Below are 14,527 nucleotides of genomic sequence, written 5' to 3'. Positions count from 1 at the left end.
CTGTCGATACTAGGTTTTAAAATATCAACTACACTCAAATGACATCTTTGTAAAATCAATCCACAAAGACGTCATCCAAAGCAGTTCTATTAATGTTATCAACCTAGAAACTGAAACTCTCAGGGGTCACTATGATTACACAGCGCTCACTTTTAAGCCGTGTTCGTAAGATTGTCTCTAACAGCTGCATAGCTGGCAGTATATTTTTCGCCTTAACCTCATCCGCATTTGCACTCGAAAATTGGAAGAAAGTCGAACGACTCACGCCATCAGATGAAGTGACAAATGCTGATGAACTGGTCTTTAAAGTCACGTTTGTTAATGCACATACCGTTGCACCAACTGCCAGTGACTTTACGATTCTAGGCGATGAAGATAAACAAGACGCCGACAACAACACAACTGTTGACACAGGTAGTAAAACAACCGCATCAGTCACACAAGTCACCGTCGACTCGGGTAACAGCTCGATTTACCATGTTACGCTCTCTGGAGGCGACCTTGCCAGCTACAATGGTGTTGTCTCATTGTTACCGGCGAGTAACCGTATTAAGCCTGAAGTGTTTGAGGCCTACTATGTTAGTAATGGCACAACGTTGCCTGCTTCAGATAAACTCATGGTATTTGACTACGCCGACCAAACAAGCGAATTGAGTAACGGTAACTTTGGTGCAACTGCAGCAGAAGCCAGAGCGAATGCTGATGCAATGTGCAAAAGTAAATTTATCCGCAAGCATAGCCGCTTAAACAATAAAATTGATAGTTCAGCAACAACCGCTGTAAGTAATGGACCTGTGAAGGCACACGCGGTTATGTCATTCACTGCATCGGATGATATCGCCAGTCTTGACACCAATTACAGTATGCCTAATGTCAATGTCTATAATAGCGGAGGCGTTAAGCTTGCTGACGCCAACTGGGATGACTTTGTTAACGGCACACTTAGCGCTCTTAATAGTAATGTGTTCAGCACTCCATCCGACATACTAGAAAATTCGGGAAACGTAAAATACTTTTGGAGCTTTTCAGAATCCAATGGCACTCTAAGTACCGCAAGCAACTGCTCAGGAGGTACTTCATCCTCAAGTAGTGTCAAAGGAATAGTCAATCAAAATGGCAGCTGGTATGCATTAATTGGTAGTATCCCCTGTAATAACGCTATCAACTTTATCTGTGTTGCATGGCATGAGTCAGCCTATCTAGACGCTAATATCTCCAACACAGCTCCTACAATTAGCAATTTACCAACAAGTTTTACTGTGACAGAAGATGTCGCGACAACGATTGATCTCTCTGCAGTAACGTTAGCTGATGGAGAAGATGACAACTTAACAGTCACCTTAGCGCTGGACAGCGGCACCATCGCAAGCACTGATGGTAATGGTACAGTGAGCAGCGTCACAATAGCAGGAAGTGGTACCGAAAGTATGACATTAAGTGGGTCGGCGGCTGCGCTTAATACCTACCTAGATGTGACGACTAAACTCAACATTACCACAGCAGCAGACGCTACAACAGCAATGACGCTTACGGTTACGCCGAATGATGGTACCGTTGATGGTAGTGCCGCAACCAGCACCGTAAACGTCACGGCAGTCAACGATAAGCCAACCTTTACTTCCACAGCGGTCACTGCATCAACTGAGGATTCAGTATACAAATATTCAGTGACAACTAGCGACCCAGACAAAGACGCAGTCACCGTTTCCATCTCGGCTAGTACTCCGCTTCCTAGCTGGTTAAGCTTAAACACAAGCACAGAGGCAACGGTGTCGACCCTTGCAGGTCAAAGTTCGGGCTATGCAGATGGTACAGGCACTGCCGCCTCGTTTAAATCGCCGTATGACTTGGTAACCGACAGTAACGGTAACGTGTACGTCGCTGACTATGGTAACCATGTTATCCGTAAAATAACCCCTGAAGGGGTAGTAACGACACTAGCTGGTTCTGGAAGTGCAGGCTCTGACGACGGAACAGGAAGCGCAGCTTCGTTTAACTTCCCCAAAGCCGTTACGCTAGATTCATCTGGTAATGTTTACGTTGCAGATTCTTCTAACAATACTATTCGTAAAGTTACGCCAGCAGGTGTAGTAACGACCTTTGCTGGTAGCGGCACCTACGGTAGCGATGATGGAACGGGTACAGCTGCAACCTTCGCAGCACCAACTGGGATTACTATTGACAGCAACGGGAATCTTTATGTCGTAGAGACAAACCCTCATATTGTTCGTAAAATTACACCTGCAGGCGTCGTAACCACATTTGCAGGTAGTAAAAATTCGTCGGGATTTACGGACGCAACGGGAACATCTGCAACATTTAACTTCCCTTATAATGGTGGTAGCAATAGCAATAACGACCTATTTATTGCTGACCGCAACAATCACGCTATTCGTAAAATAACTTCGGCAAGCGTTGTAACCACTTTTGCAGGCACAGGCTCTGCAGGTTCAACAAATGGTACAGGAACGCAAGCTAGCTTTAATAAACCTTATGATGTGGCCGCAGATAGCGCTGATAACCTTTATGTAACCGAGCAAGCTGCACACACCATTCGTAAAATCACCAGTACTGGAGTGGTAACAACCTATGCAGGAAGCGCAGGGGCTTCAGGAAATACCGACGGGCTAGTAAGTGTGGCACGCTTTAGTCAACCCTATGGTATTGCGGTTGACAGTAATGACGTTGTGTACGTTGCAGATACAGGTAACCATCGTATTCGAAAGATATCACCTGCTGAAACGACCTTAACAGGTACACCGACCAACGACGATGTTGGCGATCACTATATTTGTTTAATTGTTTCCGACGGTACTGAGACTAGTGAGCAATGCTTCACCATTACGGTGACAAACGTTAATGATGCGCCCGTTGTCGCAACGAATACGGGTTTAACCTTAGATGGTGGTACAACAATAAACATCACGAGTTCTGCGCTGTCTGCAAGTGACGTAGATGATAGCGGTACAGGTTTGACGTATACGGTAACTACCTTACCAAGCCACGGAAGCCTCTTTGTAGATGCCAACAGTAATGACAGCTTAGACAGCGGTGAAGCACTCGGCAGCAATGGTACATTCACACAAGCTGATATTGAGAGTGGTAATCTCTTTTATACCCACGACGACTCTCAAAATGCGAGTGACAGTTTTGTCTTTTCACTAGAGGATGGCTTAGAAGACGGTGTTACCGCTATAACCAATCAAACCTTTAGCTTTGTAGTTGAGCTAAATAAAGCACCGGTTATCAGCGGTACCCCAGCGGCGACCGTTAACGAAAATGTTGCATATAGCTTTACACCTACTGCGACTGACGAAGATAACGACACCTTAACATTTAGCATCACAAATAAACCAAGCTGGGCAACTTTTAGTACCTCAACTGGTAGTTTAACGGGAACACCTAGTTATACCGATGCTGGTGCATACAATGGTATTGTTATTACAGTGAGTGATGGTACAGCCAGCGATACCTTAAATTTTGATATTACTGTCGTCAATGTAAACCGTACACCAAGTATTAGTGGAACACCAGCGACCAGCGTTAATGAAAATAGTAGTTATAGCTTTACTCCAACGGCCTCTGATCCTGATGGAGATACGCTTACTTTCAGTATCACCAATAAACCAAGTTGGGCTACCTTCAGTACCAGCACAGGAGCTTTGAGCGGCACGCCAAGTTTTACTGATGCTGGGGACTACAACGGTATTGTAATAACGGCCAGCGATGGTAGTGCTACACAGACACTGAACTTTACTATTAGTGTTGTAAATGTGAATCGGGCACCATCTATCAGTGGTACTCCGTCTACTTCGGTACTTGAAGGTGGTGTTTATAATTTCATACCAACGGCAAGCGACCCTGATAATGACAACCTGAGTTTTTCTATTAGCAATAAACCAGGTTGGGCATCATTTAGCTCGACGACAGGAGCGCTAACAGGAACTCCTGACTTCAATCAATCAGGTACTTATAGCGGTATAGTGATCACGGTAAGTGATGGTAGTGCCACTCAAAACCTGACATTTTCTATCACTGTAAACGATGTGAATCGGGCTCCTACAATAAGTGGAACACCTCCCCCCACGGTAAATGAAGGAGTAAGTTATAGCTTTACCCCAAGTGCTTCTGATGAGGATAATGACAATCTTACTTTTAACATTACCAACGCGCCTGATTGGGCAACATTCAGTAGTACAACGGGTACACTAACAGGTACTCCTACCTTTAATGATGGTGGTGAGCAATACAACATCACAATCAGTGTTAGTGATGGTAGTGAAAGCGCAAACCTTAACTTCACGCTAAGTGTGGTCAACATCAATCGCTTGCCAACTATCAGTGGTACACCTGGCATGAAAGTCACTGTCGGGGAAAACTATAGTTTTATACCTGCAGCAACAGATGAAGATGAGGACACGCTAAACTTTACGATCTCGAATAAGCCAAGCTGGGCATTATTCTCAGCATCAACCGGTGAACTATCTGGTACACCATCAGAGACAGATATTGGTACAACTAGCGGTATTCAAATCAGCGTCAGTGATGGCACTGACAATGCGAGTTTACCAGCATTTAACCTTGAAGTGGTTGCTGATAATACGGCACCAACTGGTGAAAACCTCTCGCTCACTGTTAAAGAAGATACCTCTTTGACTATTCTGCCGACATTACAAGATGCTGAAGATGATACTTTAACGCTGACAGTTGGTAGTCAGCCAGCAAATGGTTCATTAACCAGCAGTAGTACAGGCTGGGTATATCAACCAGAAGCTGATTTCAATGGAGACGATAGCTTTACGTATTCAGTAAGCGATGGAGAACTGCAAAGTGATAGCTATACCGTTACATTAACTATCACACCTGTAAATGACTTACCCATTGCAAATAACGATAGCTTCCAGCTTGATGGTTCAACCAATAATACATTCACCCTTGATGTGCTAGCGAATGATACCGATGTAGATGGTGATACCCTCATTATTGAAGGCGTCAAGGCAAGTTTAGGCAGCGCCAGCATAGTCGACAATGCTCTACAGTACACCGCTCCAAGTAACTTCGCGGGTTCTGTTACTCTGAACTATGCCATTCGTGATGGTCATGGTGGTCGAGCTAAAGCGAGTGCGCTGTTAGAAATAGGTGGTGCAGTCAATGGTGAACCTCCTGTTGTCACCGCCCCTGAAGATTTAGAGGTTAATGCTACGGGTCTATTCACCAAAGTGAACTTGGGTACTGCGACAGCACTCAATAGCAGCGGAGAGCCTTTACCCGTTACGCTAACAGAAGGTAAAACCATTTTTGCACCGGGAGTACATAACGTCTACTGGCAAGCAACAGATGCAAACGGTAATTTAGGAACAGATCAACAGTTGTTGAGAGTTAATCCGCTAGTGTCGTTGAGTAAAGATAAAACCATTGCTGAAGGCACTAGGATAGATATTCAAGTGCTGCTAAATGGCCCTGCTCCACAATATCCAGTAACTGTCGACTACACGGTGACAGGCAGTGCAACATCTGGTGTGGATCATGACTTGAATAGTGGCTCGGTAACGATAAGCTCAGGTACAAAAGCCAATATTTCAATTCAAACTGTTGCAGATGGGGAGTTTGAGGGTGATGAGACAATCACTGTCAGCTTGAATAGCGGTGTTAATCTTGGTGCAAAACGGGAAACCACTATTACGGTGAGTGAACAAAATATTGCGCCTGAAGTCTCGCTAGTTGTGACTCAGAATGACCAAAATCGGTTAACCGTTAGCCAAGAAGAAGGGGCTGTGTCTGTCGTTGCAACGGTAAGTGATCCAAATGTTGATGATACTGTGGCGAGCACATGGAAAGTAACGGGTATGACTTCCGACCAATATACGGAAGATACACTGCAACTGAGCTTTAACCCTCAGGATCTACAACCAGGCACTTACAAGGTGACACACACCGCGACAGATTCAAGTAGTGCACAAGATAGTGATAGCGTATTTATCCAAGTGACCCAATCATTGCAGCAATTATCTGATACGGAAGATACCGATGGCGATCTCATTCCTGACAGCCAAGAAGGTTATGCCGATGACGACGGTGACGGGATCCCTGATTACCAAGATGCAATCACCGAGTGTAATGTTATGCCTCAAGAAGTGGTTACACAGGATGGCTTCTTAGTCGAAGGTAACCCTGGAGTCTGTTTACGTAAAGGCGAGTTTACCGCGAGCGGTGAAACTGGTGGCCTACTCATGACAGATGACGAGGGTAACTCACAACTGGGCAGCGATGATGATGCACAAATCACTGGCGGCTTGTTTGACTTTATCGCTTATGGATTACCTAAAGCAGGTCAAGTGTATCAATTAGTGATGCCACAGCGCTTACCAATCCCAAGAGATGCCGTTTACCGTAAGTTTAAAGCGTCATCAGGCCTTTGGGTGAACTTTGTGGAAGACGCAAATAACCTTGTCTTTAGTGCAGAAGGTGAACCTGGCATTTGTCCTCCTCCAGGAGATGAAAACTGGTCGTCAGGACTGACTGAAGGTCATTGGTGTGTGCAACTTCAGATAGAAGATGGTGGTATCAATGATGACGATGGTGAAGCAAATGGCAGTATCGTGGACCCAGGTGGTGTGGGTGTACTACTCTCAAATAATCAGATGCCTGTAGCCCTAGACGATTCAATTAGTATGAAGTGGAACACCAATATTACTATTGACGTTTTAGCGAATGACACTGATGCTGATGGAGATATGCTTACCATAGCAAATGCGTCAGCCAGTTTTGGTGAAGTGCTGATCAATTCAGATAATACCCTGTACTACACACCAAACGCAGGATATATAGGAGTAGATACTCTGAATTACGCCATAACTGATGGTAATGGAGGAACCGCGGGAGCGAGCGTTACAGTTACTGTAGTTGCCAATACGGCTCCCATAACGGTTTCCGATGTTGCAACGGTTGTTTCAGGAAAGCCAATTACCATTAATGTGCTAGCAAACGACAGTGATAGCGATGGCGATACGCTGCAAGTAACTGAAGCAACAGCACAGCACGGTAGTGTCGCAGTTAATGCTGATTACAGCATAACCTATCAGTCAAATTCTGGGTTTGTTGGCAGTGAAACCGTTACCTACACAATCACAGATGGTGAGGCAAGTGTCCAAGGTAGTGTGAATATTACTGTCAACAAAGCACCTACTGATACCGTCACGAACAAGAGTGATGGCGGTAGTATGCCATTATGGTTGATTTGGGCCAGTCTAGCACTTGCTGTAGTTCGCCGTTGGCAAGCTACTGTGCGTTAACAGGTTAACAACCTCACGATAAGGGGTGATGAAGTTAAGCTTCATCACCCCTTCTTTTTGCGATAAAACACAGTACTAACAGAAGCGAGTATGCTAGTTTATTCACTCATCTAAATGATACTTTTTAAGTGTTGCCTGATAAATACCATTCGTCTTAAGTTGTATCAAACCTTTATTGAACAACTCAATTATTTCTACTGCATTCGGATAAGATTTGCTAACGCCAATATGGAGCGGCCATTGTGCTATGGTCGGTTGATGTACTTTGAAGCTGTGAAATTCAGCGTGTTGAGATTGTAAATACACAAAAGCAAGCTCGTCGCTAACTACAGCATCTACTCGCGCTTTATTGAGAAGCGACAAACAGGAAGTCAGGTTTGTGAGCTTTTCTAGGCGAATTTGTGGGATCTGAGCGAGTGCAATTTCAGAACGAAAGCCCCGAATAGCACATACACTTAGTCCTTTAAGATCGTCCAACTCTTTAAAATGAATGGTTGGCTCTGTACGTGAAATAAGTACCAGCCTATTACTGTAATAAGCATTGCTAAAAATAAAGCGTTCATCGCGACTTTCAGAACGCCATAAAGCGGGGATCATATCGACCTGCCCTTTTTCAACCATTCGCATGGCACGACTGAATGGCATAATGAGCATTTCAAAATCTTGATTCTCGGCCTTAAATGCCGCGCGAACTAAATCAACAGTAAAACCGGAATGTTCGTTAATGACGTAGGGAGGCCAAACATTATGTGCTCCCACTATGGCATCATTTGCCGATGATGTGCATGACAGGGCAATAAACAGAAGGCATGACTGTTTTACACTCTTTATCGCCATGTTTACGCACTCCCGCCTTCACTTTCAAACTAAGTTGACTGGCAACTTTGCTACAAATACTTGCTCCGATCCTAATTGAGTATAGCGCAACCGTTGCATCTCGAAATATACACATAATTGCTCACAGGCAACGTTTGAATATGGCATAAAATTCAACGACTTTTGTCCTTCAACACACAATTTAGTGTAAACCAATGTAAACAAACAGTGAAGTTTAATTGAATTGTCATCAATAGCGCTTAAAATACTGCGTTCGAATAAAAATTCGGATAATTCTAATACACGGGAAAATAAAAAATGATTAAAAAATCTATCCTAGCTTCAGCTATTGCATTAGCTTGCCTAAATGCACAAGCAGAGGTGATTATCTCTGAGTATGTCGAAGGTAGCAGTTATAACAAAGCCATTGAGCTCTACAATGGTAGTGACGAAGCTGTCGATCTAACTGGTTACTCAGTCAATTTTTTCTTTAATGGCGCAACAGAAGCTCGCACGAATATAGAACTAAGTGGTGAACTTGCGGCTAAATCAACTTATGTTATTGCTCATGCTGACTCCGCAGCAGAGATCATCGCAAAGGCACAGTTAACAAACACAAGTAGCTGGTTTAATGGTGATGACGCCGTTACGCTTACGCTCAATGGTGCAGTTGTTGATAGCCTAGGTCAGGTTGGTGTCGACCCAGGTAGTGAATGGATTGATGGCGATATTAGAACAAAAGATAAAACGCTTGTCAGAGATCCTGCAATAACAACCGGCCGCACCGATGCAACTTCTGCATTTGTTGGCGCTGGACAATGGCTTGCACTTGCTAAAGACGATTTTAGCAACCTAGGTATCCACATTAATGGCGGTGACGTACCTGAGCCAGAGCCTGTTATCTGTGGCGAAAATAATACCTTGATCAGTGCCATTCAGGGCGCAGGCGATGCAAGTCCATTAGCTGGAGAAACGGTTGAAGTTCAAGCTGTTGTCACTGCAAGCATGCAATCAGATGCAGGGCTTGGTGGCTTCTTCATTCAAGAAGAAAGCACTGACTATGATGCTGATAGTAATACTTCCGAAGGTATTTTTGTCGTATATACTGCAACACCAGTAAGTACAGGAGATGTGGTTAAATTACGTGGTAAAGTTGAAGAGAAGTATGGTCAAACTCAACTTATTAACGTCGACGCAATTGAGTTATGTGGTTCTGCTACGGCTTCAGCGACTACCGTTACTTTACCTGCAGAGAATGGTCTTGAAGCCTACGAAGGCATGTTGGTTTCGATTTCAAATGAGTTGGTCGTTAACGATACATACGGACTTGCACGCTACGGCGAAGTACGCTTAGGTACTGAACGTTTATACCAAAGCACTCAAGTAGCTACTCCTGGTGATGCAGCAAACCAGCTAGAAGCTGAGAACAAGCGCAAAGAAATTTTACTCGATGATGGTTCATCAGTACAAAACCCTGACGTTATTCCTTACCCATCACCCACACTAGATGCCTATAACACTTTACGACTGGGCGATTCTGTGACAGGCCTTGAGGGTGTAATGGGATATGGTTATAGCCAATACCGTATTCACCCAACGACAACACCAAACTTTGTTCATACTAATCTACGTACAGAAGCACCTCAGGTAGAAGTCCGTGGAGATTTACGTATTGCTAGCTTCAACGTATTAAACTACTTCAATGGTGATGGTCAAGGTGCAGGTTTCCCAACGTCACGAGGAGCTGACAATCTAGAAGAGTTTGAACGCCAAAAAGCAAAAACGGTTGCTGCAATATCGGCGCTCGATGCCGATATTATCGGTCTGCTAGAAGTAGAAAATGATGGCTTTGGTGAGTTTAGTGCGATTGCCGATCTCGTTAACGCTTTAAATGCAGCAGACTCTGCTAATACTTACGCATTTGTAAACCTAAATGTTGATCAAGTGGGTGGGGACGCAATTACATCCGGTATCATCTATCGTAGTAACAAAGTAGCTGAAGTAGGCACGCCAGCATTTACCGAAGCAGTACCATTTGATTACGGTAACCGTCCTCCTGTCGTACAAACGTTCAAAGAGGCAAACGGTGAAGAAATCTTCACTGTGGTCATGGCTCACTTACGCTCTAAAGGCAGTTGCTCAAAAGCAGAGGGCTTAGATCAAGACCAAAATGATGGTCAAGGTTGTTGGAACCAAACTCGAGTCACAGCGGTTAATACCCTAGCGACTTGGCTTGGCACAAATCCGACAGGAGTTGCAGAAGATGATGTGATTATTCTGGGTGACATGAATGCTTACGCTCAGGAAGATCCAATCAACACCTATGTCGAGAATGGTTATGCCAACATCAAGCAAACGCTTCATGGCAATAGCTTAGATTATTCATACGTGTATCAAGGACGTATCGGTAGCCTAGATCACGCCTTTGCTTCAAACACAATGATGGAAAAAGTAAAGTCAGTAACAGATTGGCATATCAATGCTGATGAACCCGTCGCGCTAGATTACAACACAGAGTACAAGTCAGATACTCACAAAGCGAGTCTTTATGCGGCGCACGCTTATCGCGCATCGGATCATGACCCAGTAGTTATCGACCTTAACCTTGCTAAAGAGCCGACGATTATTGAAGGCGAGTTTACAGGTCTTGCAGGTTGGTTCTGGTGGCAACATCGCTCAATCGAGCTACCAGCGGGCTTTGATAAACTAGAAGTGTCAATCACAGGTCAAGGCGAAGCAGACCTATATGTGCGCCATAAGAAAATGCCAAACTTCTTCAAGTACGACTGCCGTCCATACCTTTGGGGGAGTGAAGAAAGCTGTGTATTTGACGAGCCTGCAGAAGGTAAATGGAATTTCCGCCTACGCGGCCTATTCCCTTACTACAATGTAACTATCAAATATAAAGCGACAAAAGCGAATTAAAGTAATAACCATGGTAAAGGGAAGCATTTAGCTTCCCTTTCTTTTAAGAATAATTAGCATAAACCTATTTTTGTGCAGGTCTGCGTGCGTATAGGGCATTCTTGTGCGTTAGTGATCAATGGGGGCTGAATTGTTGTGTCACCACCGGCAATCATCGGTGTATATTTGTTATTAAGTGTCTTACTATTTACCGAAAGTTCTACAAGCTTACTTTTCTTGAGCTTAATTTTCATTTTTATATTCCTTATCAATGATTTTTTGATTTGCCAATCGACTTGAATAACTCATTCAAGAGACTGGTACTTTGAAGCTATCAGCTTACTCATACTTGGTAAAGTAACACGGGGTGAATTTCAACCACCGTTAAGCTAATACCCGGCTAATAAACGGCCACTTTTGTTGAGTATATTGCTCGCGGTCATCTTTGTATTCTTGTGCTAACCTCTGCTTTAACACACAGTACTCAGCGCTTAAATCTGATGATGCTCTTAGTTTTTCCCTAAAAGAAATACGCTCTTGCCAAAGTCGGCTGTTGAAAGGAACAAGGTGTAAGTGATGGGTTCTAAACTCAGGCGTTGGTTTGCAAAACCAGTGCATTACGTCAGCTTTATAAGGGTAATAACAATAACCGTATTGAGTGAGAGCTTGAATGGCTTCTTTTGACGCTTCGAGTGACTTAACACCCACCATAATATCTATCACCGGCTTAGCAACCATACCAACCACCGCTGTACTACCCACATGCTCAATACCACCTTCAATCCAAGGGCATAGCAAAGGCGCTAACCTTAGCTTTTCATCTTGGAACATCCGTGGCCAATCTTGATTATATTTAGAAAGTGAAATAGCTTGGTCTGCCATTGGAAGGAAGGTCCTGTAATTGCTTTCAGTTTGGTTTGGAACAGTATACAGCTAAAGCAAAGCTTTAATCATCACTACCACTTAAACGCCGCGATAAATGCACTATTGAAGTATGGGCTAACACAGATATGGGCTAACACAGACACCCACCATAATTTGCATTTATGTTATGGTGGGTGTCTGCTATTTGCACACATCAAAGTACCACTTAGCAATAATTGGTATCAGTGCTTTGTGCTGCGCTAATAGTATAAAATCCATTTTAACTACATCAGGTTATTGAGCTCTGTTTGTAAACGCATTAAACCAATGCCCACTTAACAATAGCGCACTTTTGCCTCTGGGTATAATTGTGGTAAATGTCCTTTATTTTTCACTCTAAGATAACATCTCCATTTGACTGTAAGGCAGTGTAATAGCAACTAGTAAGGATAAATGGTAAAAATAGCCGGTCTAGGGTAGAAAAACGACACTATCGCTCGTTGAACAAGATTGTTAGACGCCTTGAAAGCTCCTGTGTTTTAGTAAGTTTTGCGGTTACAAAGAATGAAGAAATGGAATTGCCTGTTCTGCAGGAGTGGCGTTCGACATTCTGTGAGATTGTTTAAACTATAAAGAATATCTATGCCAGTGATTGATAAAAAAATATGAGGAAATATCGCTTATATATGAGTATTTAGGTGATCCGCTTCTCATGGCATTGGCATGGCAAAAGAGCCATCAGTATATTCGAACCACTAACTGGTATGCCGATAACTTTGAGCTGGATGTGTCTGCTCTTAATTTGGTCGAGCACTGTAACCAATGAGCCGATTGGATTTCCAAAATTTGAACTGGTGCCAGCCCCTAAAACTTATCAACGGGAGTTTGTCGAGGCCAAGACTTTTGATGCCATAGGTGAGCCGGAAGCACCTAAAGACCACAACTTAATCTGGCAACCTAAACCTGCGGGGGTTCTAGATAGAGCGGCTAACACAGAAACCCATCATAATTTGCATCTATGTTATGGGAGGGTGCCTTCTTCTGCACATTATCAGAAGATTAAGTTGTAGAAGAATTAAAAAATACCTATAGGATTTCAGCTACGGTAATCGATTCATTACTACTCGATAAGTGGCTAAAGAGCTTTGGCTCTCATGTTTATAACATTGAAAAAAGGAAATAATTATGTTTATTCAAAACCTTAACCTCGATCAACAATCAGCCTTATATCATCTCTCCAAACAACTCATTGCAACCGATGGTCACATTGATGAACGTGAAACTTTATTACTAGAGACCATCGTAGCTCAATGTGAGGAAAGTGTTGATTTTGATAAGACGTTTGACTTAGCTGAACTACCGCCGCTGTTTTCGGAGAACTCTGAAAAAATATCTTTCCTTATTGAGCTCATTGGTGTGGGGTATGCGGATCAAATTTTGAAAGAAAGCGAAGATAATTTCATCAAGCATATCGCAGAAACAATCGGTGTTGAACTGTCTCGATTGGAAGAGCTAAAAGACTGGGTTAAGCGCCAAATAGCGCTAGTAGCAGAAGCACAGAAGTTATTGGGAGTATAGACATGCCACTACCATTTATTTTAGCAGGTGCGGCGTTAGCAGCGGCAGGTTACGGCGCCAAAAAAGGCTATGATGGCTACCAAGACAAATCTGAAGCAGACGATATTATTAAGGCTTCTAAAAGAAAGTACGACGACGAAAAATCAGTCTTCGACGAGCAGAATGAGTTGACAAACCAAAGCTTAACCAAGCTTGGTGAGCTTCAATTAAAGATCGGTAATGATTTTAAGGAGTTCAGAGCCATTGCAGAAAAGCTCCTAGAAAAGCTGAACCAAGCAAGCTCCAAAGACCTTAAGATCGACTTTCCACAGTATAAACTAGACGAGATCGATGGCCTCGCACTATCAACCACCGCCTACATGGGCAAGATTGCAGGTGCTAGCGCGACAGGTGCAGCAGCTGCATATGCCGTATATGGCGGCGTAATGGCTGTCGCTGCCGCTTCAACAGGTACACCTATTGCTGCTTTATCGGGTGCGGCTGCCTATAACGCCACGATGGCAGCAATCGGTGGCGGCTCCATTGCCGCAGGCGGATTTGGAATGGCCGGAGGCGCGATGGTACTAGGTGGCGTCGTTGCCGCTCCCATTATGGCAATTGCAGGGTGGGCCTTTGCGTCACACGCAGAAGAAGCATTAAGCGATGCGAAAAAAACCCGAACAGAAGTCAATGAAGCCGTTGGCAAGATGGCAAAAGGGCGCAAGCAACTGAGCAAAACTAAGCTCTACGTCGATAGGATCTACGCCGAAACAGAACGTCTGTATGCGGTATTCAAAGAATACTTTGATAACCTCAAAGCCTTTGACCAGCTCATTGCAGCAAAAGCTGACATTTCTAAATTTGAAGATGATGTTATCCGTTTGATTCATAATGGCTACCAAATTGCAGCCATTCTCACCGATATCATCACGACACCGTTATTTAAACCTAAGCAGGACGAGCAAGGTAACGTAGTGCTAAGTAATGAGAGTATCGTTGAAATAGAAACTGACAGTGAAGGGATGCAAGTGATCAACGAAGCAGCAATCAATACTGTACTTGCGGAATCGAGTAACACACAAAAATAGCATTGC

The 14,527-nt window shown here is 43.7% G+C and carries 7 protein-coding genes; 5 read left to right on the top strand and 2 right to left on the bottom strand.

The genetic code is table 11. The features are described from left to right. Nucleotides 1-131: 131 nt before the first annotated feature. Nucleotides 132-7,292: an Ig-like domain-containing protein gene (locus MHN30_RS21370; protein ID WP_239361073.1), complete on the top strand. Its 7,161-nt coding sequence runs from the start codon at nt 132-134 to the stop codon at nt 7,290-7,292. Between the two features lie 102 nt (nt 7,293-7,394). On the opposite strand, the gene MHN30_RS21365 is transcribed toward MHN30_RS21370, so the two are convergent. Then, on the bottom strand, nt 7,395-8,129 hold the full coding sequence (locus MHN30_RS21365) for a transporter substrate-binding domain-containing protein (protein ID WP_021032516.1): 735 nt from the start codon (nt 8,127-8,129) through the stop codon (nt 7,395-7,397). A gap of 297 nt (nt 8,130-8,426) precedes the next feature. Between MHN30_RS21365 and MHN30_RS21360 the strand changes: the two genes are divergently transcribed. Next, nucleotides 8,427-11,033: an ExeM/NucH family extracellular endonuclease gene (locus MHN30_RS21360; protein ID WP_239361072.1), complete on the top strand. Its 2,607-nt coding sequence runs from the start codon at nt 8,427-8,429 to the stop codon at nt 11,031-11,033. A 363-nt stretch (nt 11,034-11,396) separates the two neighbouring features. Here the strand turns inward: MHN30_RS21360 and MHN30_RS21355 are convergent, their stop codons facing one another. Beyond that, nucleotides 11,397-11,894 (bottom strand): GrpB family protein, encoded by a 498-nt coding sequence (locus tag MHN30_RS21355; RefSeq protein WP_239361070.1) that lies wholly within the window; start codon nt 11,892-11,894, stop codon nt 11,397-11,399. Nucleotides 11,895-12,574: 680 nt separating this feature from the next. Here MHN30_RS21355 and MHN30_RS21350 point away from each other — a divergent pair. The 3 genes from MHN30_RS21350 (at nt 12,575) to MHN30_RS21340 (ending at nt 14,521) form a co-directional block, all read left to right on the top strand. Beyond that, a complete protein-coding gene (locus tag MHN30_RS21350; protein WP_239361068.1) occupies nt 12,575-12,946 on the top strand; it encodes a hypothetical protein in 372 nt (123 codons plus the stop codon). A gap of 115 nt (nt 12,947-13,061) precedes the next feature. Then, nucleotides 13,062-13,454: a TerB family tellurite resistance protein gene (locus tag MHN30_RS21345; RefSeq protein ID WP_239361067.1), complete on the top strand. Its 393-nt coding sequence runs from the start codon at nt 13,062-13,064 to the stop codon at nt 13,452-13,454. A 2-nt stretch (nt 13,455-13,456) separates the two neighbouring features. Next, complete coding sequence (locus tag MHN30_RS21340; RefSeq protein WP_239361066.1) at nt 13,457-14,521, top strand: hypothetical protein; 1,065 nt, start codon at nt 13,457-13,459, stop codon at nt 14,519-14,521. The last annotated feature ends 6 nt before the right edge of the window (nt 14,522-14,527 follow it).

This window comes from Pseudoalteromonas sp. OF7H-1 (assembly GCF_022347825.1).
In the GTDB taxonomy this organism is placed as follows: domain Bacteria; phylum Pseudomonadota; class Gammaproteobacteria; order Enterobacterales; family Alteromonadaceae; genus Pseudoalteromonas; species Pseudoalteromonas maricaloris.
The sequence above is the reverse complement of the archived record's forward strand: the minus strand, read 5'-3'. Positions and strand labels throughout refer to the sequence as shown.

Bases quoted from the DNA above. Each gene is read 5' to 3' on its own strand.
- MHN30_RS21370 (WP_239361073.1), top strand. From the start codon at position 132: ATGATTACACAGCGCTCACTTTTAAGCCGTGTTCGTAAGATTGTCTCT.
- MHN30_RS21365 (WP_021032516.1), bottom strand. From the start codon at position 8,129: ATGGCGATAAAGAGTGTAAAACAGTCATGCCTTCTGTTTATTGCCCTG.
- MHN30_RS21360 (WP_239361072.1), top strand. From the start codon at position 8,427: ATGATTAAAAAATCTATCCTAGCTTCAGCTATTGCATTAGCTTGCCTA.
- MHN30_RS21355 (WP_239361070.1), bottom strand. From the start codon at position 11,894: ATGGCAGACCAAGCTATTTCACTTTCTAAATATAATCAAGATTGGCCA.
- MHN30_RS21345 (WP_239361067.1), top strand. From the start codon at position 13,062: ATGTTTATTCAAAACCTTAACCTCGATCAACAATCAGCCTTATATCAT.
- MHN30_RS21340 (WP_239361066.1), top strand. From the start codon at position 13,457: ATGCCACTACCATTTATTTTAGCAGGTGCGGCGTTAGCAGCGGCAGGT.